Source organism: Lysinibacillus sp. RC79, from assembly GCF_041262405.1.
Taxonomy (GTDB): Bacteria; Bacillota; Bacilli; order Bacillales_A; family Planococcaceae; genus Lysinibacillus.
In genome coordinates this window covers 132,947-155,641 of record NZ_JBGCCD010000008.1, presented here as the reverse complement: position 1 = coordinate 155,641, position 22,695 = coordinate 132,947, and the positions used below count along the sequence as shown (strand labels likewise).

Genomic DNA, 22,695 nt, shown 5'->3' with positions numbered 1-22,695 from the left:
ATATACACTGCGAGTGGCGGTAGAAAGCCTATTCTTCCATACTCGCCTGACCTTTGTTACAATAGACTGTGGATAACATAGACCGAATTGTGAATAAGTTTGTGGAAATTTCGGAAAATAAGAAGAGGTGTAAAAATGGAAAAATACAGCTGTGAAAACCATATAGAACACGCTTTAGACATGTTTGTGGCTGAGCAAAAAGAGTTCCCAATTATGGATAAAATCGAAGAGGATAAAAAGTTATCCACAAAATGTAGCTACTGTGAACGACCTGCAGAATATCTTGTATCAAGTAAATAACTTTACACAAGATATAGGAATGGCTTGTGGATATGTTGATAACTTTTGTGGATAATTTGTTTGTAAATGAAATGTAAAGGTGGATAACGTGTGAATATAACGATTGTATCAGTCGGAAAACTAAAAGAAAAGTACTTAAAAATGGGAATAGATGAATACGTAAAACGTCTCGGTGGGTACGCAAAAATGGATTTAATCGAAGTACCAGATGAAAAGGCACCCGAGCAGCTAAGCGAAGCAGAAATGGAAATCGTAAAGAAAAAAGAGGGTGAACGTATTCTATCTAAAATCAGCCCAGATACATACGTTATCGCCCTAGCCATTAACGGCAAAATGAAAACCTCTGAACAAATGGCGGCAGATCTTGAATCCCTCATGACCTACGGCAAAAGTAAAATCGCGTTCGTCATCGGCGGCTCCCTTGGTTTACACGATGATGTATTGAAACGAGCTGATGAGCAACAATCCTTTGGAAAGATGACATTACCGCATCAGCTAATGAAGCTTGTTTTGGTCGAGCAGGTTTATAGAAGTTTTAGGATTATGAAGGGTGAACCGTACCATAAGTAAGTGCGGTTTTAGAAGGGGATTTCTCCTAAGTCATTTAGTGACTGAGAGATGGTCTCCTTTATTCATGTATTGATTTCCGTTTCAGACGGACGCGTTCCGCGGGCATAACTTCAGTCTCCTCGTCGCACCGCTCCTGCGGGGCATTCAGCTCATGCTATTCCAGCTGGAGTCGCCGCCTTCCACTACAATCCATCACCAACTAAAATAGTGATTTACTAAAAAGTATACAAAAAACAGGCATGGAAAAAGTTCTCTTTTTCTATACCTGTTTCCATTTAAGAATTTGTTGGATAGTCCTTTTTCTCCAAACTGAGTATAAGCATAAAATGGGAATATAGTAGATTTATGAATCAAATGTTACTTTCATTTTTAAATGTGTATTGGTGCGAGTGTTAAATATTACTGCTGAAAGGGAACAAATGACAATAAAAATCGTTCGGAGAATGTAGCTCATGCAAACAGAATCAACAATCAGTTCTTATTCATGGGTATCATATGAATGGTCTGTTAAGTGGATAGAGCCATTGAAGGTGACTGGCAATGGAAGGATATCAGGAACTAACAAAAGCGGATTGAAGTTATTAGAAGTCCTTATGGTCGTTCCTATCATCGGGTCGAAACAGGCTAGCGCTATCACGGTAAACCGTATCATAAGTAATAGAGGTTTTCCGTGTATAATAGGATACAGATATAAAATTAAAAATAGTAAACTGATCTAGAACTAGACTGTTAGCTAGAAATTATACTTTTACTTTTAATTTTAGTAGGCTTTGATTGGAGACATTGTGAATGTTAAGTGAACAGACGAGATATTCTAGGCTCGCGAGTATAACCAAAGTAATTAATACAAAGTTAGAACTACGTGAAGTTTTACAGCGTGTAACGCAGGCAATATCCGAGGAAATCGTGCAATGTAACTCGGTTGGTATTTATTTACCCGAAAAAGATGGCACATTTAGAGGATTTGTAGGAAAACCAGAAGATGTGAATGGCATAACGCTCGATACACAGGTAATTGATATTGAAACAGACTTACTGGCCAAAGAGGTTATTGAAACTAAAAAAACCATCTATATCGCTAATACCTCAAAGGATAATCGGCCGGACCCGAGATCGGTAGGAGCCTTCAAAATTAAATCCTTATTAGCACTGCCTATCTCATATGAGCAAGAGATATTTGGTTTAGTTTTTTTATTTGATTATGGAACGCCGATGAATTTAACAGAATCAGAAATTCAGAGTGTTGAAGCATATGTGAATATGGCTGCAGTTGCAATTCAAAACGCAAATAATTTAAAGCAAAAGGAAAACCTTATTGCAGAAAAGCAGTTGTTACTCAATGTTACACGTGATTTGTCGATGTGTTCCTCCGTGCAGAAAAGTCTTGATAAATGTTTTTACTACTTAGGAAAGGTTTTAGGTAGCAAAAAAAGTGCAGCCCACATCCTGGATCCGTTTGGAAAAAACACAATCACATTCATGAAGTTTAATAAAGACTGTGATTGGACAGAAGCCAATTGGATGGAGAATCTTAAAAGCATAAGAATGAACCAAAGCTACGAAGCTATGATTCAACAGATTATTGAAACAAAAAGTATAATTCTCACTCCAAATATAGATAGTATGAGTCTACTTATGATGCCACTGGTTTCAATGGGGGAAGTATTAGGGGTTATAACAGTTGTCAATTTAGGAGGGGAAACATGTAATTTCCATGAATCTCAAATTCAATTAGCAAAATCGATAGTCGATGCCACAGCCCCTACAATTTCAAACTTGTTATATATGGACCAACTTGAAAATATGGTAGAAGAGCGAACAAGGGAACTAGCTGCTGCTAATGAAAAGGTTACGAGTGTTATTGAAAGTATAACGGATGGATTCTTTGCATTGAACAAAGAGTGGGAATTTCTTTACATGAATAAACATCAATATTTGCCGCAAAGGAAAACGGCAAAAGATGTATTAGGCCAGAATATATGGGGGATTTTCCCGAAATGTGTAGATACGGTCATGTATAAGGAATTTCATCGTGCGATGTCAGAGCGAATAGCAGTACATTTCGAAATGACCTCAGCATATGGTGATTATTGGTACGAAGCAGTTGCTTACCCATATGATGAGGGAATCTGCTGCCTTTTAAAAAACATAACCGAAAAAAAGAAATATGAGAAGGAATTGAAAAGATTATCAAACCTAGACTTAATAGGTCAGATGGCAGCAGGTATTAGCCATGAGATTAGAAATCCTATGACAACAGTACGAGGATTTTTGCAGCTATTAAAAAAAGAGAACGAATTCGAAAAACATAATGATTACTTTAATGTAATGATCGAAGAGCTTGACCGTGCCAATTCTATTATTACTGAATTCCTTTCTATAGGTAATACAAAGACATCCGATTTACAGATGTTAGATTTAAATTCTATTATTCGAGATATTACTCCTTTAATAAAGATAGATACATTTAATCAAAATAAAATTATTCAATTTAATCTGAAAGACATTCCAGATTTACTTTTAAATCGTAACGAAATACGACAATTGATAATAAATCTATACCGTAATGGCTTAGAATCAATGAGCACAGGTAAGGTTCTATCCATCAGTACCTACAAAGGAGATGAAAATTGTGTAATTCTTGCAGTACGGGATCAAGGAGAAGGTATCAGTCCTGCGATAGTAGAGAAATTGGGTACTCCATTTTACACGACCAAAGATAATGGCACTGGCTTAGGACTAGGCATATGCTATGCAATTGCTGCCCGTCATAACGCAAAAATTGAATTTCAAACAGGATCTGAAGGAACTACTTTTTTTATAAAATTTACTTATATATGAAAAAGTGAAACTCTGCTTTAGTGTTGTTACGAAGAACCGTAGTGTTGAATAGATTAGCAAGATATGCAAATTTCTTTACTTGCATATCTTTTTTGTTAAGAAGGTATTTACATATAATGCTCTGAATAAATAAATTTATGAGTTCAAATTTCAAAAAACTATTTCGATAATTATTAATAGCTATGATGAAATCTGCGCTATATTGATATGCTATTTCGAAGGAGGTGTAGAATGAAGCAACTTTATATAAAGCAAAAGGTATTCAGTCTAAGTGGCAAATTCACAATAAAGGATCAGCAGCAGGAGAGTTCCATACTACAGTTATAAGTGGGCCACTTTTTAAACAAGATTTAAAGGTTAGAAATGGAGAGGTTACGTCAAAAGGTGACTATATGTACCTAACATTAGAATTAGAAAATTAACATTTTGAAAATAACCTCCATTAAAGGTGCAACGGTGAACCTTATCATAAGTAAATGAGGTTTTTAAAATTTATAGATACGCTAAACGAATGTAGATAAATTTAGGAAACATAGATTAGTTGCTTTTTTGATGTCAAGTTCCCAATTTGAAACTATGATGTTCGTCTATCTGACTTCGAAAAACGCTATTTCGCAAGTAGTCTATAGGATTTTTAATTTCGAATACTAATCTGGAATGACGGTGAGGATGCCTGTGTTAATGGTATATGTTATCGGCAAACTACGGTTGATAGCTGAAGTGTCAGATTGATAGGGGTCATTTGTATTAGCGGATTCGATTTGAAATCCTTCATTTCAATATAGAAAGTCAGCTCAATCTGAGTTGACTTTTTTAGTCAGTAAAAAATGGGCATCCTTGATGAAATCCAACATACTTCGGGTGATGACTAGGCTCGGAGACCGGATGATGTCAAAAGTAGATGCATCTGTTAAAATTGAGATTACTTAAGGATCTAGTAGCTTGTAAAGGGGTAAAAGTAAATCAATGGATTACGATAAAATTCAGCATATGCAAATCAATAAAGTAGTGGAGTATATTGAAGAACATATTTATGATACCCTCCGACTTGAACAGTTAGCCAAAGTGTCTACGTATTCTCCTTTTCATTTTCAACGATTGTTTAAAGGGATTATTGGCGAAACTCCGGCTGGCTATGTAAAACGGATTCGTTTGGAGAATGCGGCACATTTATTAATTTATGAACCACAATTACCAATCACACAAATTGCATTAATGAGTGGCTATTCATCATTGTCAGCTTTTTCTTATTCATTTAATGCCTATTTTAAAACGAATCCAAAAGGCTGGAGAGAAGGAGCTTATTTACAACGATTTCCACGTGAATATCTTAATTGCAGAATCAGTGCAATCGCTTTAGCCATAGAGCCTAAATAAATCGGGGGTAAATGTATGTCAATTGATTTAAGTGCGTTAAATTATCTTGCTATTCTTATTGGTGGAATCTTGTATATGATTTATGGGGCGATCTATTATTCCATATTAGTAGGGAAGGAAACTCAAAGCAAAGGTGCATTAAAATATGTGATTTCAGTAATCGTTGCCTTTATTAGTTCCATTTTTATTGCAATTCTCGTTCAAGCCACTAGTTCAAATAGTTTGTTAGAAGGTGCTGCTGTTGGAGGTATTATTGGCATTCTTATTTCAATTGTTTATTTGAAAAATACATTATTTGGACTCGTAAATAAGAGAAATTTTTTAATTGCGATTGGTGACCATTTTATCATTTTTACCTTACTAGGTGCACTCCATGGTCTTTTTGTCTAATCGTATCGATTTTATAGATTGAAACAAGTAAAAAGAAGGATTTCTCATACATATGGGGATCCATTTTTTATTCCTCATATAGGGGCGTTACGGTGAACCATACCACAAGTAAATGCGGTTTATTCGAAAATAGAGAAAGTACCGTTCTAGATTTTAGAACTGTGCTTTTTTTTAGTAATTGATGGAACGATAAGTAGATATTTAAAAACACTCCTAAATGTCGCTTTAGGAGTGTTTTCACTTTATTACAAATGTTAATTATAGAAATAGAAATCATGTCAAATACATTGAAAAAAATGTGAACCCGTGGTAAATTTATATAGATAGACATTTTATAATTAAAAAGGGTAAACTATCCCTATTTTAATTATAAAATATAATTTTTCATTAGTCAACCCCTATATTTATATTTTTAAGGAGTGAATGCTATGAATTCGGAGTTTCAGCAGGAGCAAAAACGGGTGGACAATGTAATGGAGACCATTACGGAGCAAATTAGCAGATTGGAGGTAGAAACTTCGCAGCGCAAGAACGAAGTGGTAAATATTCGCAAACACTTTTGGGATGAAATCAAGGTGAATACGGATACCTTCGACGATTTTCTTGAGACCGTCATCAGCTTGAGACAAGAAGCTCAAGCATTGTCCGTAAGCCAAAGCACCCACAAACATGCATCTAAGAGATTGTCTACGCTGCGACGTATGCAGAAGGTTCCCTACTTCGGCCGAATTGATTTCATAGAAGAAGGAATGTCTACTCAGGAGCAGGTCTATATAGGAATCTCCTCGCTTATGGATAAAAGTGGAGAGGATTTTCTTATCTACGATTGGAGAGCACCAATCTCGAGTGTCTACTACGATTACCAGCCTGGTCCTGCCCAGTATGCAATACCAGGAGGCATAATCCAAGGGGAGTTGGAGAAAAAGTGGCAATATCTTATCCGCGGAGGTGTTCTTCAATCTATGTTCGATACAAGTCTCACTATTGGAGATGAGATTTTACAGCAGGTTCTTGGCCAAGGTACGGATAAACATATGCATAGTATAGTAGCTACCATTCAACAGGAACAAAACCGGATTATCCGTCATAATCACGGGAAGCTTCTCATTGTTCACGGTGCAGCTGGCAGTGGTAAGACATCTGCGGCATTACAGCGAATTGCTTATTTGCTCTACAAATATCGAGATAGTCTGAATGCTGATCAGATTATTTTATTTTCACCTAATTCAATGTTCAACAGCTATGTGTCCAATGTGCTGCCGGAACTCGGCGAAGAGAATATGCAGCAGGTGACATTTCAGGAATACTTGGATCATCGACTAAGTAAAGAGTTTCAGGTTGAAAATCCTTACGAGCAATTGGAATATGTTTTAACAGCAGCAAATTCTCCTTCGCACAGGTCAAGGGTGGCTGGCATCCGATTCAAAGCATCTACCTGTTTTTTTGAGGTCATCAAGTCATACAGAAAGTCGCTTGAGTTATCTGGAATGTTATTCAAGGACATTAACTTCAGAGGAAGGCCGATTGTTACCGCTCAACAAATTGCGGATAGATTTTATAGCGGCGATACCTCAATCAACTTCCATAATAGACTTGAAGAGTTAAAGGAATGGCTCATGAAGAAAATAAAGGAAGCCGAAAAGGTTGAACGGAAGAAGCCGTGGGTGCAGGAGGAAATCGAGCTGCTTAGCAACGAGGAATACCATAAGGCACATACCTACTTAGCGAAAAAGCGCGGTTATGAAAGAGAATCAATTGGCGATTATGAGATGGAGCTTGAAGCACTTGCACGATTGATTGTTCACCAGAAATTGAAGCCGTTGCGAAAACGAATCCGGGCGTTTCATTTCATCGACATTAAGGAGATATACAAGCAGCTTTTTGCAGACCCCCTGCAGATCAAACAGTGGATAGAGGGGAAAACACCCGCGGAGTGGGTGGATATTTGTCGAGCGACGCTAGAAATGGTAGACGAAGGCAAACTGTTTTACGAAGATGCTACTCCGTTTTTACTTATGAAAGAATTGATTCAAGGCTTTCAGACGAATAGGTCGATAAAGCACATACTTGTTGACGAGGCGCAGGACTATTCACCATTTCAATTCGAATTTTTAAAGCGTTTGTTTCCTGCGGCAAGGATGACAGTACTAGGTGACTTTAATCAGGCGATATTTGCCCATGCCAATGAAATGGTGGATTTTAATAGCCTTAGCAGCTTATACGGACAGGATGAAACGGAAGTAATCAACATGACGCGCAGTTATCGTTCTACAAAACCGATCATTGAATTTACACGCAGACTAGTTCCAAACGGTGAACGGATTATTCCTTTCGAACGCGATGGCGAGTTGCCTGTGCTAACACAATTGTTCGATCACGCAGAACTGCACCGCTGCATTGTCTCCAAAGTCGAAGCTTTGCGAAGTCTTGGCTATAATAGTATTGCCATAATATGCAAATCAGCTGAGGAAAGTAAGAGTGCATATGAAGCCTTGTCCAACATTGAAGATGTTAAGCTTATAAAGAATGGCTCACCTGAGTATGAACAAGGAGTTGTGGTTATACCATCGTATTTATCCAAAGGCATCGAATTCGAAGCTGTCATCATCTATGATGCATCGGAGCAAAAATACGGTGATAAGAACCTGCGCAGAGTTTTCTACACCGCTTGCACCAGAGCGATGCATGATTTGCAGCTTTACAGCGTAGGTGAACCGAGCCCATTTTTGCTCAACGCCTTGCAGGAAAATCTCATCCGAGTTTGACCTAATTGGATTTTTAAGAAAAACTAACATTCCTAAAAGAATCGGTGCCTAAGTAAATAAAATGGTAAGGAAATGAAAGAAAATGATGATCATTCATTGACGAGAATAATTACCTTCAACCTCATTTAAATACATTACGGAGAACCGTATCATAAGTAAGTGCGGTTTTAAAAAAGACCATTTAGGACGTTGAATTTGCAACGTCTTAGGTGGTTTTAATTTATTGAGTAAGAAAATATAAATTTCCGCAGAAGGTAACATTGAAAATGCTATTATTTACGTTTATGGCAAAGCGAATTTGTTTATGATTTTAATTGATAGCCCCAAAAAATTTCATGGAAACAAAAAAGGCAACATCTCACAAGGAGATGCTGCGGTAGAATTCTTTGTTCCTGAAGAACTCTAATGGGTTTGGCACCCAATAACGCTAATTTGTTCAATCTAAAATTACCATTATTCAGTGTCAATAATTGTTGTTTACTACTTATATAATATAGCATAGCAACCTGTGATATATTAATTAATTATGTATTCTGTGTATACGTTACACAGAATACATAAAACTGAGGACACATTCGATTTATATTTAAGCGTTTTATAAAAATCGCACTTAAGCCTATTACGGTGAGCCGTATCATAAGTAAGCCCATAGTTATTTGAAGAGGAAACATCAAAGAATAACGAATTTCTTTGATGTTTCTTTTTTCTGGGCAATTATCTTTATTAATAGTAATCTGATTAATAATAGAATGTAGAAAATCTTTTTGTTGTTCAGGGGGAAGAGTGGGTAATATTTTAGAAAATGAACTTAAAATCTTAGAGATTTGTTCAAATGAAATTATTTAAACTATTTCTTTTAGCCATGCTCAAATACTAGTTCCGTTTCTATATTTACATCTACAATTTTAAATCTTTTTTCAATGGATAATGTTCTATACCATTCTTGATTATCCATACTATATCGCTCATTCTTTGGTATCAAGTTAGCCACGTTAAAGGCTGGATTATTTGAGATTTTTTCATATAAAACATCGAAGTCATATACATCTAAAGGATTAATGTTAAAGGTTGGATCATTAAAGATTTTTTTACATAAAACACCTAATTCAATTCCAGCGTTCTCCACCCCGTAATCTGCTAAAAATAATATCTTTTTTCTTCATCCTTCATATAGTAACAATAACCTTCGTATACTAAGCCACCAATATATGAAGTAGGGTGCTCGTGGTTCTCCATACATAAACATATATTGCAATTAAGAGACTTGAAAATATTAATGAATTTAGTGAGGTATTCATACTTTATAGGTACTGTTGGTGGAAATCCCCACAATCTGGTTTCGAGTCCTATATATCTTTCTTCTATCCTGATTTCACAATATTCATCTTCATTAAGACTTTCGTTTTTCTTTTCATTTAAAAAGTATCTAATATACTTATCAGCAATCTTATGAATATGTTTACGTGGTGGTATTAAGTCACCATACATAAGCAATACTAATTTTTTTATTGTGTTTTCACACCTCATTTTATAGCTATATTACAGCGTTCCCCCTTCAATTGAACTGAATTAATTATACGGCATTTCATACATAAAAATATCTCATGTCCGTAAACTAGCAAAAAGTAGGTACAAGAAAAAATCTTGCACCTACTTTTTTTATGTTGTCGCAATTTCCGCAACTTCTGCACCCACATGTACGGGTGGTTTACGATCTTTCCATGGAGCAGATTCTTCTAATTGTTTCCCAAGCTGTAGAAGGGTTAACTCATCTGCGAAGCGTCCTGTAAATTGCAGCCCGATTGGTATGCCAGACGCACTCATCGCAAGCGGCAATGATAACGATGGTTGACCTGTTGCGTTAAACAAATTGGTAAACGGCGCGTATGTGAAAATTTGCTCTGTCCATTCAATCGCAGAGATGTTTGGATTATCCGCATTTAGCTCACCAATTTTCGCTGGTAATGTGCCGATTGTTGGGCTTAAAAGCACATCATAATCTGCAAAGAATGTCGCTACTTGACGTGATACAAGTGCATTCGTATTAATGGCTTCTAAAAGTGCGCTAGCTTTTAAGTCTTTGCCATATTCATAGCATTGCCAAATGGCTGCTTCGATATTATCGCGTGAAGGTGTTTTACCTGTTAATTCTGCTGCCCCTACAATCATTTTATAAATATTCGCTGTCCAAATATCTACCGTTGCGCGTGAAAATAGTGCTTGGTCGTAAACTGGTCGAGCTTCGACTACTTCATGCCCTAACTCTTCTAATAATTTTACGGCCTTATGTACGGCCTCGATACATTCCGGATCAACGAGTGCACCAGAATTTGTTTCTGTTGTCCAGGCGATCTTCAGTGGACGTACCTTTTGCTGAATTGCTTTACTGTAAGGCATTTCTGGGCTTTGAATAATCGAGTAGCATCCTAAGTCTGGCCCAGCTACTTGGTCCAGTAATGTAGCGGTATCACGAATGGTTTTTGTCAACGCAAATTCAATGGCTAGCCCATTTAGTGCCTCACTGTTATAAGGACCCATTGGCACGCGACCACGTGAAGGCTTTAAGCCAACGACACCACTGCATGATGCAGGAATACGAATGGATCCGCCTCCATCATTACCATGTGCGATTGGGACGATACCACTTGCGACAGAAGCGGCTGCACCGCCACTTGAACCACCTGGGCTATGGTCTAGATTCCATGGATTACGTGTTGGCCCATAAATGACTGCTTCCGTTGCGGCATTATAGCCGAACTCTGGTGTTGTGGTTGTACCGCTTAACACAAAACCAGCGTTTTTAAAACGTTTCATTAATTCACTATCGACAGACATTACAGCATTTTCTGCAACACGGCTGCCCATACTATGTGGCACACCTTCCGCATGGAGTACAACTTCTTTAATTAAAAATGGGACACCTGCAAATGGTTGATTATCATTTAAAGTTGAAATCGCTTTGTCAGCCTGTTCCTCTAATACGCTGACAACGGCATTAATCGAAGGGTTAACCTTTTCAATACCTTGTAGCGCCAATTTTGTAAGCTCTTGTGGTGTCACTTGCTTTGTTTTTACTAACTCCGCTAATCCAAGACCATCATATGATGCATATTCTTGTAAATTCATCTGATCACCTCATTGTAGTTTTGACTTACAAATTCATTTTAAATTGAGATGAAAAGAATTGATATTACCCAAAAGGATAATTCGTTTCGAGCGAGAATATATGAACTTAAAATAGAAAATAGGAGGAATTAATATTGTATGAGCATAAAGAGGTGGAGTATTTATTAGAAGCAACATTTAAGATTTCGAATATGAATATGCAACAAACAAGTGAAGACTTTAAATTGAATGTGTTGCAAGTATTGAGTGAATGTTTTCAATATGAGCATACGTTATTTTGGGAAGTGGAAGATGGGGAGTTAAATGAACAGCCCGTCTGTTTCAATGTAGAGACATATACGGTACAAAATTATCTACATGATTATAAATATTATGATCCTTTACACCCAGTGAATATGCAAAACCAACCCGATATTCAATTAATGCAACGAAATGAAGTAATATCGATGAAGAAAAAGCGGCATTATGTTGAGCGCTTTTTACAATTAAATGATTTTATAGATGAAATGGTTATGTATCTGTACAATCAGCAAAAGCCAACAGCGGCTATTGGCTTTTTACGAAAAAAAGGGGAGACACCATTTACAGAGCAGGATAGTCAAAAGCTATTGTATGTAAAACGGACGATTGAAAATGTATATTTATTACATCAATATGTTCAGCCAGACGAGTCATTGCAAACTACACAACGTGAAAAAGAGCTGTTAATGTATTTATGTAAGGGATTTAAAAATGCAGAAATTGCCAGTTGTTTATATGTCAGTGAAAATACAGTAAAGAAGCATCTGCAAAATTTGTATCGAAAATTTCAAGTAACTTCCCGAACGCAGCTTGCATTAAAATATGCAGAAAGCTTTCGAGCATAAAAATAAGATGTTGCCAATCGATAAAAACCGAGTGCTATTTTAACCCGATAAATATAAAAAGCCCAAAATAAACAAAAGACTGATGAGAAACTATTTTCTCATCAGTTTTTATTAGTCCTAAGTATCGATCTCTTCTTGATGCGATAGAGTAATACTGCTATTAAGATTACAAGGACAATTATTAGTAAATAAAGACGATTATGGGCTGTTGCTAAAATAATGCTAAAGGATGCTGAAGCAAGTACTAAGCCATAAATCATGTTGCCTACTGTGGTTGCGATAACAAAGTGCGAGGTTTTAATGGAGCTTAACCCAGAGGCAATATTGATTAAATTCGTTGGCATAAATGGAAGAACGCGTCCAGATAAAACAAAAAGAAAGCCATTTTTCTCTATTTTCTCTTGGTATTTCTTTGTTTTCGAATTAGAAAATGCATCCTTAAAAAGATATCGAATGGATAAGAAAATCAGTGTGCTACCAATTACGCTGCAAAAACAGCCATATAAATAACCGTACCAGAAACCGAATAAAGTAATATTTGTAGCAATTACAAAGACAAGTGGAATGAATGTAAATAAGTTTTGCAACACCATGATGACGAGCATAATAAGTAAAATGAGTAGGATATTATTGTGTGCTAAAGTTTGAATCGTTTCCGGAGTTAAGTCAGCAACCGTTAAACCGCTCCTTTTTAATAAAAAGAATAGGCAAAGTATGAATGCAATATAACCAATAACGCGTAAAATAAGTTTACGTTTATTCATGAGATGCTCCCTTTGAAAGGGTATGAATAGTATACTTACTCAAAATTTCTTTTATTTTCTGCTGTGATTCGAGTACCACTTCTATGATAAATTGACCCATATAATCAAATTTTATAGATTTGTCATCGATCAGTTTATATCCCCCACAGCGTTCTCCGAAGCCTTCAACAACATTTTCTTGCATTAATTTAGCCAATACTTTTCGAATAAAGCTCGAATCAATTCCTAATTTTTCAGTCAATGTGTTTCTTGTTACAAGCCGATTTTCATTTGCTAATAAAGCTATTGATTTAATAGCTACTATGAAGTTAGTTTTACCTAAATAGCTTAATTGTAAGAAATTTTCCATGTGTTCACGTCCTATAAAATCAAAGTATTACTTTCATGATTGTAAAAATTAAAAAAACATGGAAATGAGAAAGGAGTCTTTCTGTAAGAAAGACTCCATCTGTTTACTATGTCTTAATCTATCAATACAGCAGATGGTTCTTTATGCTGGATATGACTTGAAATCCAGCCGACGATGCAAGCGAGTAAAAGGTAAATGAGTAAAAACAATCCTTGTGTGACTAAGTTTGACCAGCCACCAAGGGAAATGACTTCCTGGAAACCCTTTAGTGAATGCGCCATTGGCAAGAATCCACCGATCTTAGCTAACATTGGGTTTTCGAGTTCACCTGGGAAAGTTCCGCCACAGGTTGCTAGTTGAAATACTAATAATGTGACAGCTAGTAATTTACCGAGATTCCCCAAGAGAATAATGAGCATGAGGATGAAGGTCATGAAAGTTAATGATACGATAATACTTGATAGGATAAATAACGGTACACTGGCTACTGTTAATTTAAATCCTAAAAGTACTACGAGGTCCACGATAAGAGTCTGAATTAACCCTACTACGTAAACTAATCCTAGTTTATTGATAAAGTGAACGGTGCCGGTCACTTTTAGAAGTTCTCTACGCCCTAGCGGCAGAATATTGGCTGCCATAATGCCACCTACAAATAAAGCAAGAGACAAGAAATAAGGGGCGATGCCAGTTCCATAGTTCGGAACTTTAGATAAATTGGATTCTACTAATTCAATTGGTTGTGCAAACATCGTTGTAGTAGAATCGTTGTATTGAAGATTAGACGTTTCTTTCGCTGCTTCATTTAGTTTTGTCGCTAACTCATTTGAGCCAGCTGCTAGTGAAGAAAGTCCGTCTTGTAGTTTCACTAATCCACCTAATTCTTGACCGATGCCACTAGCGAGAGTTGTGATTCCTGTGTTAAGGGTTGTATAGCCTGCCATCCATTTTGTAAATCCGCTAGCGAATTCAGCCGTTCCCTCATGTAATTGTTTTGCCCCTTCAGTAGCCTGAGTTATTTTAGCACCAAACGTTTCCATACCAGTTTGAAGTGATGCTTGCCCAGTAGCGATATTTTTTGCAGCTACTCCCACCTGGTCTTGTCCAGCTTTTAAAGTAGTTTCTGCTGCGGATAATGCCTCTGATAAAGCAATAATTTGTTGGAATTTCTGATCCTGTTGCGCTTCGGGATGGGTTTTTACATATTGGGCTAATTGTTCCTCCAAATTGCTAGCTGTATTAGCTGCTTGTTCTTGTCCTTGAACTAATTTTGTATTTCCAATGGACCAGTTTGTAATACCTTGGCTTACTTGATCCATTCCCAATTGTAGCGAGTGTTCGCCTTCCGTAAGTTGTTGTAATCCTCTATATAAAGAGTCAGAGCCGGTTGTGAGTGCATTTATACCATTAGATAAGCTTTCTTGTTCAGCTGAAAGTTTCGTGCTACCTGTTTTAAGTTTTTGTGCCCCTTCATCTAAACTTTGAATGCCATCTGTTAATTTATTGCTTCCACTTTTTGCGTCCACTGTTCCATCATAAAGTTTCTGTGCCCCAGTCCCTGCATCAGCGAAGCCAGTAGAAACATCCTGGAATTTAGTTAGAATCGTTTCTGAGTAAAACTTCGTAACGCTGGCATTGATTTTCGTTTCCATTTTTTCAACGGCCGTTGTAGAAATTTGCGATGCTACATAGTTTCTTCCCGGATTGACTTCATATAAAAGTTTAGCCGGTTTTGGTGTTTCATCCATTAATGTTGTGATGTTTTTAGAAAAATCCTTTGGAATCGAGATGACCATATAATAGTCGCCTGCTTTAAGTCCTTTTTTGGCGGTCTTCGCAGAGACAAATTGAAAGTTTAATTCTTTACCTTTCTTCAATTGGGCAACAAAGTCATCACCGATGTGAATGGATTCATCATCGATTTTAGCTCCTTCATCAAGATTAACGACTGCTACAGGAAGTTTATCTAATTGTCCGTATGGATCCCAATATCCTGCTAAAAAGAATCCTACGTAAATTAAAGGAACAAGAGTAAGGAAAATTAAAGCGATTCGTCCATGCTTATGTTTCCAAATGGCGACTAAGTCTTGTAATACTAACTGTATTCCTTTCATGAAATATCCTACCTTTCTTTCCTTAAAAGATTAATTCATCATAATCTAATCTGTTGATGTTGTATAATACATAAAAAGTTATTACATAATAGATTTGAATCTATGTAAAAAGGGGAATCTACATGGAATTTTTGCAGTTAAAGTACTTTCAAACAGTTGCTCGTTTGGAACATATGACGAAAGCAGCAGAACAACTTCAAATTGCCCAGCCATCGCTCAGTAAAACGATTTCCCGTTTAGAGGAAAATTTGGGGGTGGAATTGTTTGACCGGGAACATCGGAAAATTAGTCTGAATGCAGCCGGGAGAATTTTTTTAAACCGTGTGGATCGGGCTTTTGCAGAATTGAACGAGGGACAAAGAGAACTGAATCAATTTATTGATCAAGACCAAAGAAGTATTACATTGGCAGTTACGATTCCAAGAGTGTTACCTGCATTATTAGGTTCGTTTTTATCGAAATATCCTGATGTTCGTTTTCAACAGTTTCTAAAATCCGTTTCTTCTATGAAAAAAATGTTGATGGAGGGGGAATTGGATTATTGTATTTCTTCAGTTCCAATTGAAGGAGAGGACATTAGATGGGAACCTCTCATTACTGAAGAAATATTTTTAGTCGTGCCACCTAATCATCGGTTAGCAGGGAGGGAAAGCGTTCGGCTTGAAGAGGTTAAGGATGAAGCATTTATTAGCATGAATACAGGCTACGGCTTTCGGAACTTAACCGACCAGTTTTGTCGTGAAGCGGGATTTGTCCAAAATATCGCTTTTGAAGGTGACGAACCCACTGTTATTTCAGACTTAGTTAGGCAGGGGTTAGGTGTTGCTTTCGTTTCTGAATTATCATGGATACCTAAATCAGGGGAATTTCCATATAAACTTCGAATAGACGAACCAGCTTGTCAACGAACTATTGGGTTAGCCTGGTCCGAAAAGCGCTACTTTACACCAATTGCTAAGCAGTTTCGCCAATTTGTTGTAGAATACTTTTTAACAATTTCTCAAAATTGATTAAATGACCTTTTTTATAGTGATGAAGATCTTAAATACTAATAAATTTTAGAGTATAAACGAAAAAATAAGCTGGATAGAGAGTTTGATTTTTAATAACTTCTATCCAGCTTATTTTTTAAATCCTTATATAAAACATGCATCTCAGTTCATCAATTAACACTCTAAAAAAATGATCATGTATGCCACAAACTTGTGCTGGGCATAAACATAATCAAAATGCATAGTCAGAGCTATTTGTTAACTTTTTATTGCTAGGCCACTAAAAGAAATCGGTCCAACAATGTTTGCTTGTGTGTTAGGTGTAATGTTCTCAACAAAAACCTGATAGAAGTTAGCGCCAGCTACTAAATTGGAATCAATAGCTTGGAATGTAAAAATGTAATTTTGTTCTGAACCTGTTGATTCTGCGCCATTTTGAGTATTATAAATTTCTTTCCCGTTACGGAAGATTCTAAATACAAGTTGAGAAATATTTGTAACTCCCGTCACACCAACGCTTGCAAGTAGCTCAACGTTATTATTTCTTGAAGCGGTGCCTGGGATATTTATTTGAATAGAGGCTAGAAGAACTCTAAATGGAGCTTGTGGAATTGGAAAAGCAGTTTCTGGGTTAAACGTACTTAGAGGTTCAGTTGCTTGGTAATCAAGAACTTGTGCCATTTTATCACCTCCTTTTGCTAGGATACTATAAGATATGTTCTATATTAGAGCTCCGATTGTGTAGTAAACTAAGCCGTGCTATTTTTTAAAACTTTGTTTAGTTAATCCGTTCTAGCTCTACTTAAATTTGTTGTGTGTAAGCTCTCAAATTAAAGTCATGTAGATTTATTAGGGAGAAATTTTTCATAAGTTTGAGGAATAAAATATGTGAAAAGGTATGTGAACATAGTTGTTTTGCATACTTTTTAGATGAGATGAATTTATATTTGAGGCAAATCTTCATTGAAGGATGAAGGTAGATATTCTTTTTACATTGAAATGAGCCAAATAAAATCATCCTCAATAATAATCTGAACGTCTAGACCAAGGCTAATCAACTTCTCAGCTTTTAATTGTTTCGTACTTATACCGCGATGTTTGTCCCCAAGAATAAGGAAATCTGTATCCTGTGTAACTGCCCCCTGCATAATCCCTCCACAAGCTCGTACTTTTTTCGCAGCTTCTGAACGTGTCATCGTGGAAAGGGCCCCAGTAAAGACGATTTGTTTATTATAAAACGGATGCATCAAGCATTCGGATGGGTCAGAAAGTAAGATGACTTCTGTGTTGTCCTTATTGTTGTTCATGTTTACTCTCCTTAATTGAAATGAAAGATTTTTACCTGAATTATAGGTGAGATTGATTGATACGATAGGATGTAGGTAACAAAAGAATGTCTCTCTACATTTAAACTGTACATGGAGAATAGTATCATATAGATCCGTTCTTCATGAATACTTGTATCAATAGATAAAAAGAGTATGTGAATTTAAATTGATTTCGTATACTTTTTTCCCAAAAGAAGGATTTTATAAATGTTGCCCGAACTATGAAATAGAGAGACAAAAAAATAAAACTTCTTGTTCAACAAACTAGCCCATTAACAAAACGAAAAATAAGGGGAAAAGGATGGTTCAATGGTGATTCAATTTCAAAAAGATAATATTACAGTTTTTCAAAGCGCATTATATATGACTACCTCGGCAATCATTGAAACTAATGAAGCAGTAATTATGACAGATCCTAATTGGTTACCTACTGAAATTGAAGAAATTAAGAGCTATATCAACAAGATGAAAGGTGATAAACAACTATATATTATTTACACACATAGCGATTTTGATCATATTATTGGGTCTGGGGCATTCCCAGAAGCTAAGGTAATTGCATCTAAACAATTTAATGAAAATCCTAACAAAGAAAACAGTATTCAAAAAATTAAACAATTTGACCAAGGATATTATTTGAATAGAAGCTATTCACCTGTATATCCAACTGTAGATATTGTTGTTTCAGAGGATGGGCATAAATTAGAATTAGATTCCCTAACCATGACATTTTATCAAGCACCTGGTCATACGAATGATGGTTTATTTACAGTTATTGAGCCGTATGGTCTGTTTCTTTCTGGCGATTATTTATCAGATATTGAGTTCCCGTTTATTTTTAGCAACTATAAAGACTATGTAAATACGGTCAATAAAGCTGAAAATATTTTGCTTAATCATCATATAACGACCCATATACCTGGACACGGTTCGACAACACAAAATCAACAGGAAATTCAAAAAAGAATAAACGATTCGAAGTATTATTTAGAGAAGCTTCCTCATGATAATGGAGAGTTAGAAAGATATTTAAGTCTAGAGTATCCATTTTTTGAAGGAATGAAAAGCATCCATACTGACAATAAGAAAATGGCTAAAGAAAATGTGTAAGAGGCTGATATAAAGGAGACCGATCATTTTAGACGGTCTCCTTTTTTCTTAAACTTGTACTACACTCATGAATGCATGAGTGTTATCTTCTGTATCTTTAAAAAATAATATACACGTTTCTGTTTGCCCCATTTTTGCTAATAAGTAGATGTCATATTTCTTTTGATTATGTATTTATAGTCAAAGTTATATACAAAATGCATTTTCATTAGATATTCGTTACTTCATCCGTACATATTTTCTGCACATTTTCCAATACTATATATAGATTATTTATCAAATTGACACGAAGGGAAGAGGCAAAATTGGCTAAGCACTCAGATATGAGCTGGAAACAGGATCATCCAAGCACTTTGTTTGGGAACTCTGTCCAAAAGGCAGAGCGTTTGTTGAAGCATGCAAAGTCACATCCGGAGGAGATAGCGATTGAGCATGCTTTCAATCAAATCGAACATGCAGAAAATGCATTTATGAATGCAAAGCAATTTGGTGAGCATTTGGATACAGTCCAACAAAATAAAGAATACTTAGAGCAGATCAAGCAGCAATTACATGAAATGCAAGGCAAATAGTAGATAGAAGAAATAAAAATAATGCTTTAAGCGGTTTAAGCCCTATAATCTAAAGGACTTAAGCCGCTTAATTTTTTATTTTTGTTTGCTTGCATATAATGCACTGTTAGTCAATTTTTTATGTGAAATGTTGTACAGATGAGGAAACATAATGTTTTGAATAACAGAATGTAATCCGTCGATTTGAACGTGGGAGATTAAGACCTTTCCTGGGAAATATTTTCTGTTGTTTTTAATTAACACCAAACAATTATAGTATACGGTGTAGTTTGTGCAGGAATACTTCTTGTAGTAGGGCCATAGATAACAATTAGGTTTCGATTTGCCGGGCTTTTTGAAAAAGATTGCCCATTTTTAAGCAAGATAAGCGTATAAGCAGAAAGATTTAATTGTAATTGGCCATCACTACTCACTAATTGGCTATTAAAAAAGTCGACTTTGACATTTTGAAAGTTATTTTCCTTTACAACGACGAGTGCTCGATATTGGGGCGGATATATCAAAGGTACAGGCGCATCTCCATCATAATATCCAGTAATCTGATCACCGATTGTTACAATTTCTTGGTTTACGAAATAAGTAGAAGGAGAGATGACAAAATTGACGATGCCCCGAGTACTATCTTCTATCGTCATAAGTTTATAACAACCTTCCTTTTCTCCGTTTTGCCCGATTGGAAAATCATCAATCTGAGTAACGACCCCTCGAAATGATTTAAAATTTACCATAGCCATTCCTTTCTTTATAAAATCTAAATCGATCATTGGTGAGACAAAAGCTTGGTTTGATTATTGTTTACCCAAAGGAACTGATTTGAATTCAATTACTAAAAGAAAACCAATTTTATAATAAGTACTTTAATTCAGCGTAATTTTAATTTATGTAACATCTCCAATTTGGGTGACAGAGAATGATTTTATTATCAAAAGGTTAGGTTTCTATATTACATGAATCAATATATACTTAATTTGCAAACTATGAATGTTTATTTTTTCAGAGGAGGGGAGCCTATTGAAGTGGATTTCTAAAAATAAGAAAGCCCTTTTACTATTCATCATTATTATTATTGTCATTGCTGGAATACTCGATATCAAATATGAAGGATTGTTCTTTCAACTATTGCCAGAGTCTATTCAAAATCGTTTAGCTGATATTATCAAATAAGTAAAATTGTATTTTCTAGGACACAGAGACTGGCTATAAAACTCTTTTATTCATAGTTGGAATTGGCTGTATGACTTAATTAGCAACAGCAGTATATTTCTTGTACTAACGATAGGTAGCAGTTCTAGAAGATTGATTGTGGCTCTTTCGAATAAAATCTGTTGACATGGAGTTAACTCCATCTTTTAAAGTAAATGTATTAAAAGAATGGGGTGATGTAAATGGATATTATTGCTTATGTATTGATAGGGTTATACGCATTATTAACAGGGATTGCCGGCTTGCATCAATGGAAAGAGAATGGATATCAATTACGAACATTCTTATTTGTGGTCTTATCTATCAGTATGCTTGTAACGATATTTTTACCAAACAAAGCTCTGGTACTAATGTTATTAATCCTTGAATTTGTTCTATTACATGTATTAGCAATTGCGGAAGGGCTATTAACAAATAAACAGCTAAGATATAGTCACCATATCGTTCGCTTCATCTTCCATTGTATACTGCTATTAATGGTTTATAAATTTATTTACTAGTAGGTGATGATCATAAAAATCGGTGAGTTTGCTACATGTACTGGTCTTAGTAAAGATACTATCCGTTATTACGAAAAAATGGGTCTATTGCATCCGGAAATAAAAAACAAACATCGAGAGTATAACGAGGATCATATCGAAATCATTGGTACGATTCTTAAATTAAAGCAATGTGGTTTTTTACTTCAAGAAATTAAAATACTTTTTGAATGGTCGCAAAATACTAATGAAAATGATGAATTGACAGAGGCGGAAATTCAGAACATTCAACAGATGAAAATATTATTTCAAAATAAGTATAAGCAGATGATTCAAAGAGAAAAAGAGATTAAACAAATAAAGCAAGTATTGCTACGTGCTGATTGTAAAATGGAGCAACTACTAGAAAAAAATAGAGGCTAGATGGGTGTTCTAATAAGAATCACGGTGTCATTTTAAAATCCTGAAAAATGCACTGAATTAGCAATAGGTAAAAGTGGAACATCAATAAAAAAGATAACATTTTATAAATTTAACGCAGCTAATAAGGCTGTGTTTTTTTATTACCTTGAATATATTGTGGTATTCCAAAGTGCAATTGAAAGGTGATGATAATTTTATGGAAGAATGGAAAATGGCACTTGAAGAGTTTTTAAAAGATTGGAAGAACCGAAATGATGTCGTTGGAGCGCTTGTATGTGGGAGCTACATAATGGGAGATCCTTCAAAGCGTTCTGATATAGATGTACATATTATTTTATCTGAAGATGTTGATTGGCGAGAGAGAGGGAATAGAATTGTTAATGGTTTTCTTATAGAATATTTCGCTAATCCACCAAAACAAATTCGCAAATACTTTCAAGAAGATTTTCAAATCCATAGAACAATGTCCATGGTTCAATTCATGACAGGAAAGATTCTATTTGATAACACGGGGATACTTAATGAGTTAAAAACCGAAGCTGAACATTGGCTAAACAATGACTATGAAGAACTAAATAAAACCGTTTTAGAAATAAAAAAATATTCACTATGGGATTCATTAGATAATTTAAAGGATTGTTTTGAACAAAAAAGAGTAGATTTCCCCTTTATGTATTTTAATTCGTTAGCTAATTTATTTTCTGAGTACTGTCAGTTTTTAAAGTTAGAAAGCATTCCATACTATCAAGTACATTCTTATCTTATAGATCCAGCATTTATTAAAAAATATCTGAAAAATGTTTTTCCCGATTCAATATTTAAAGAAATGTTTTTAAAAGCATTAATTGAAGCGGATAAATTATGAAAAGTTAGTAAACCATGTATTTAATCAGATGGGTGGTTTTAAAATAGATGGCTGGAAAATAAAAAGCCCTGTCGAAAAATAGGATGAAATTTGACTTTTTGGTTAGAATAAAAGAAATAATTTTAAAATAACACTAGAAAATATTAAGAAAATTCGATATATTTTTATATGTAGTGGAGCTGGTGTAAAAACAAGACTGGTTCCATATCTTTATGTTATTATATAGATATAATAATTAAAAAATCCTCATTATTATATGAA

At 35.4% G+C, this 22,695-nt stretch carries 23 protein-coding genes; 15 read left to right on the top strand and 8 right to left on the bottom strand.

What is annotated here, in order from left to right; genetic code table 11:
* Window positions 1-135: 135 nt before the first annotated feature.
* The 7 genes from ABH968_RS10530 (at window position 136) to helD (ending at window position 8,243) form a co-directional block, all read left to right on the top strand.
* Window positions 136-300 (top strand): CxxH/CxxC protein, encoded by a 165-nt coding sequence (locus tag ABH968_RS10530; RefSeq protein ID WP_049662644.1) that lies wholly within the window; start codon window positions 136-138, stop codon window positions 298-300.
* Window positions 301-390: 90 nt separating this feature from the next.
* Complete coding sequence (gene rlmH, locus ABH968_RS10525; RefSeq protein ID WP_370043978.1) at window positions 391-870, top strand: 23S rRNA (pseudouridine(1915)-N(3))-methyltransferase RlmH; 480 nt, start codon at window positions 391-393, stop codon at window positions 868-870.
* Between the two features lie 789 nt (window positions 871-1,659).
* Window positions 1,660-3,711 (top strand): GAF domain-containing sensor histidine kinase, encoded by a 2,052-nt coding sequence (locus tag ABH968_RS10520; protein WP_370043977.1) that lies wholly within the window; start codon window positions 1,660-1,662, stop codon window positions 3,709-3,711.
* A 278-nt stretch (window positions 3,712-3,989) separates the two neighbouring features.
* Window positions 3,990-4,133 carry a Dph6-related ATP pyrophosphatase gene (locus ABH968_RS10515; protein ID WP_370044018.1) on the top strand — a complete coding sequence of 48 codons (144 nt, stop codon included), beginning with the start codon at window positions 3,990-3,992 and terminating at the stop codon, window positions 4,131-4,133.
* A gap of 544 nt (window positions 4,134-4,677) precedes the next feature.
* Complete coding sequence (locus ABH968_RS10510; RefSeq protein ID WP_370043976.1) at window positions 4,678-5,088, top strand: helix-turn-helix domain-containing protein; 411 nt, start codon at window positions 4,678-4,680, stop codon at window positions 5,086-5,088.
* A 15-nt stretch (window positions 5,089-5,103) separates the two neighbouring features.
* Window positions 5,104-5,478, top strand: coding sequence for a DUF1761 domain-containing protein (locus ABH968_RS10505; RefSeq protein WP_370043975.1), 375 nt, complete (start codon window positions 5,104-5,106; stop codon window positions 5,476-5,478).
* Between the two features lie 428 nt (window positions 5,479-5,906).
* On the top strand, window positions 5,907-8,243 hold the full coding sequence (helD, locus tag ABH968_RS10500) for an RNA polymerase recycling motor HelD (protein ID WP_370043974.1): 2,337 nt from the start codon (window positions 5,907-5,909) through the stop codon (window positions 8,241-8,243).
* 856 nt (window positions 8,244-9,099) lie between these two features.
* On the opposite strand, the gene ABH968_RS10495 is transcribed toward helD, so the two are convergent.
* Window positions 9,100-9,369: a hypothetical protein gene (locus ABH968_RS10495; RefSeq protein WP_370043973.1), complete on the bottom strand. Its 270-nt coding sequence runs from the start codon at window positions 9,367-9,369 to the stop codon at window positions 9,100-9,102.
* A 533-nt stretch (window positions 9,370-9,902) separates the two neighbouring features.
* Entirely contained in the window at window positions 9,903-11,369 is a 1,467-nt protein-coding gene (locus ABH968_RS10490) for an amidase (protein WP_370043972.1), read from the bottom strand.
* Between the two features lie 134 nt (window positions 11,370-11,503).
* On the opposite strand from ABH968_RS10490, the gene ABH968_RS10485 reads away from it, so the two are divergent.
* Complete coding sequence (locus tag ABH968_RS10485) at window positions 11,504-12,235, top strand: response regulator transcription factor (RefSeq protein ID WP_370043971.1); 732 nt, start codon at window positions 11,504-11,506, stop codon at window positions 12,233-12,235.
* 101 nt (window positions 12,236-12,336) lie between these two features.
* Here ABH968_RS10485 and ABH968_RS10480 read toward each other — a convergent pair whose 3' ends face one another.
* From ABH968_RS10480 to ABH968_RS10470, 3 genes are all read right to left on the bottom strand, one after another.
* Complete coding sequence (locus tag ABH968_RS10480) at window positions 12,337-12,999, bottom strand: TVP38/TMEM64 family protein (protein WP_370043970.1); 663 nt, start codon at window positions 12,997-12,999, stop codon at window positions 12,337-12,339.
* Window positions 12,992-13,348 (bottom strand): hypothetical protein, encoded by a 357-nt coding sequence (locus tag ABH968_RS10475; protein WP_370043969.1) that lies wholly within the window; start codon window positions 13,346-13,348, stop codon window positions 12,992-12,994. Before ABH968_RS10475 ends, ABH968_RS10480 begins: the two co-directional genes overlap by 8 nt.
* A gap of 113 nt (window positions 13,349-13,461) precedes the next feature.
* Window positions 13,462-15,462, bottom strand: a complete 2,001-nt coding sequence (locus ABH968_RS10470; protein ID WP_370043968.1) for a YhgE/Pip family protein — start codon at window positions 15,460-15,462, stop codon at window positions 13,462-13,464.
* 122 nt (window positions 15,463-15,584) lie between these two features.
* On the opposite strand from ABH968_RS10470, the gene ABH968_RS10465 reads away from it, so the two are divergent.
* Complete coding sequence (locus tag ABH968_RS10465; protein ID WP_370043967.1) at window positions 15,585-16,472, top strand: LysR family transcriptional regulator; 888 nt, start codon at window positions 15,585-15,587, stop codon at window positions 16,470-16,472.
* 240 nt (window positions 16,473-16,712) lie between these two features.
* Here the strand turns inward: ABH968_RS10465 and ABH968_RS10460 are convergent, their stop codons facing one another.
* On the bottom strand, window positions 16,713-17,135 hold the full coding sequence (locus ABH968_RS10460) for an exosporium protein C (RefSeq protein ID WP_370043966.1): 423 nt from the start codon (window positions 17,133-17,135) through the stop codon (window positions 16,713-16,715).
* A gap of 308 nt (window positions 17,136-17,443) precedes the next feature.
* Complete coding sequence (locus ABH968_RS10455) at window positions 17,444-17,761, bottom strand: BRCT domain-containing protein (protein ID WP_370043965.1); 318 nt, start codon at window positions 17,759-17,761, stop codon at window positions 17,444-17,446.
* Between the two features lie 333 nt (window positions 17,762-18,094).
* On the opposite strand from ABH968_RS10455, the gene ABH968_RS10450 reads away from it, so the two are divergent.
* Both ABH968_RS10450 and ABH968_RS10445 read left to right on the top strand, forming a co-directional pair.
* Window positions 18,095-18,892, top strand: coding sequence for an MBL fold metallo-hydrolase (locus ABH968_RS10450; protein ID WP_370044017.1), 798 nt, complete (start codon window positions 18,095-18,097; stop codon window positions 18,890-18,892).
* Window positions 18,893-19,197: 305 nt separating this feature from the next.
* Window positions 19,198-19,464: a hypothetical protein gene (locus tag ABH968_RS10445; RefSeq protein ID WP_370043964.1), complete on the top strand. Its 267-nt coding sequence runs from the start codon at window positions 19,198-19,200 to the stop codon at window positions 19,462-19,464.
* 236 nt (window positions 19,465-19,700) lie between these two features.
* Here the strand turns inward: ABH968_RS10445 and ABH968_RS10440 are convergent, their stop codons facing one another.
* On the bottom strand, window positions 19,701-20,192 hold the full coding sequence (locus ABH968_RS10440; protein WP_370043963.1) for a hypothetical protein: 492 nt from the start codon (window positions 20,190-20,192) through the stop codon (window positions 19,701-19,703).
* A gap of 283 nt (window positions 20,193-20,475) precedes the next feature.
* On the opposite strand from ABH968_RS10440, the gene ABH968_RS10435 reads away from it, so the two are divergent.
* From ABH968_RS10435 to ABH968_RS10420, 4 genes are all read left to right on the top strand, one after another.
* The gene (locus ABH968_RS10435) at window positions 20,476-20,628 is read left to right on the top strand and encodes a hypothetical protein (protein WP_370043962.1); all 153 of its coding nucleotides are present in this window, start codon (window positions 20,476-20,478) and stop codon (window positions 20,626-20,628) included.
* A 221-nt stretch (window positions 20,629-20,849) separates the two neighbouring features.
* Window positions 20,850-21,167 (top strand): hypothetical protein, encoded by a 318-nt coding sequence (locus ABH968_RS10430; RefSeq protein WP_370043961.1) that lies wholly within the window; start codon window positions 20,850-20,852, stop codon window positions 21,165-21,167.
* Window positions 21,168-21,173: 6 nt separating this feature from the next.
* A complete protein-coding gene (locus ABH968_RS10425) occupies window positions 21,174-21,569 on the top strand; it encodes a MerR family transcriptional regulator (protein ID WP_370043960.1) in 396 nt (131 codons plus the stop codon).
* Between the two features lie 196 nt (window positions 21,570-21,765).
* Window positions 21,766-22,434, top strand: coding sequence for a nucleotidyltransferase domain-containing protein (locus ABH968_RS10420; protein ID WP_370043959.1), 669 nt, complete (start codon window positions 21,766-21,768; stop codon window positions 22,432-22,434).
* Window positions 22,435-22,695: the final 261 nt, after the last annotated feature.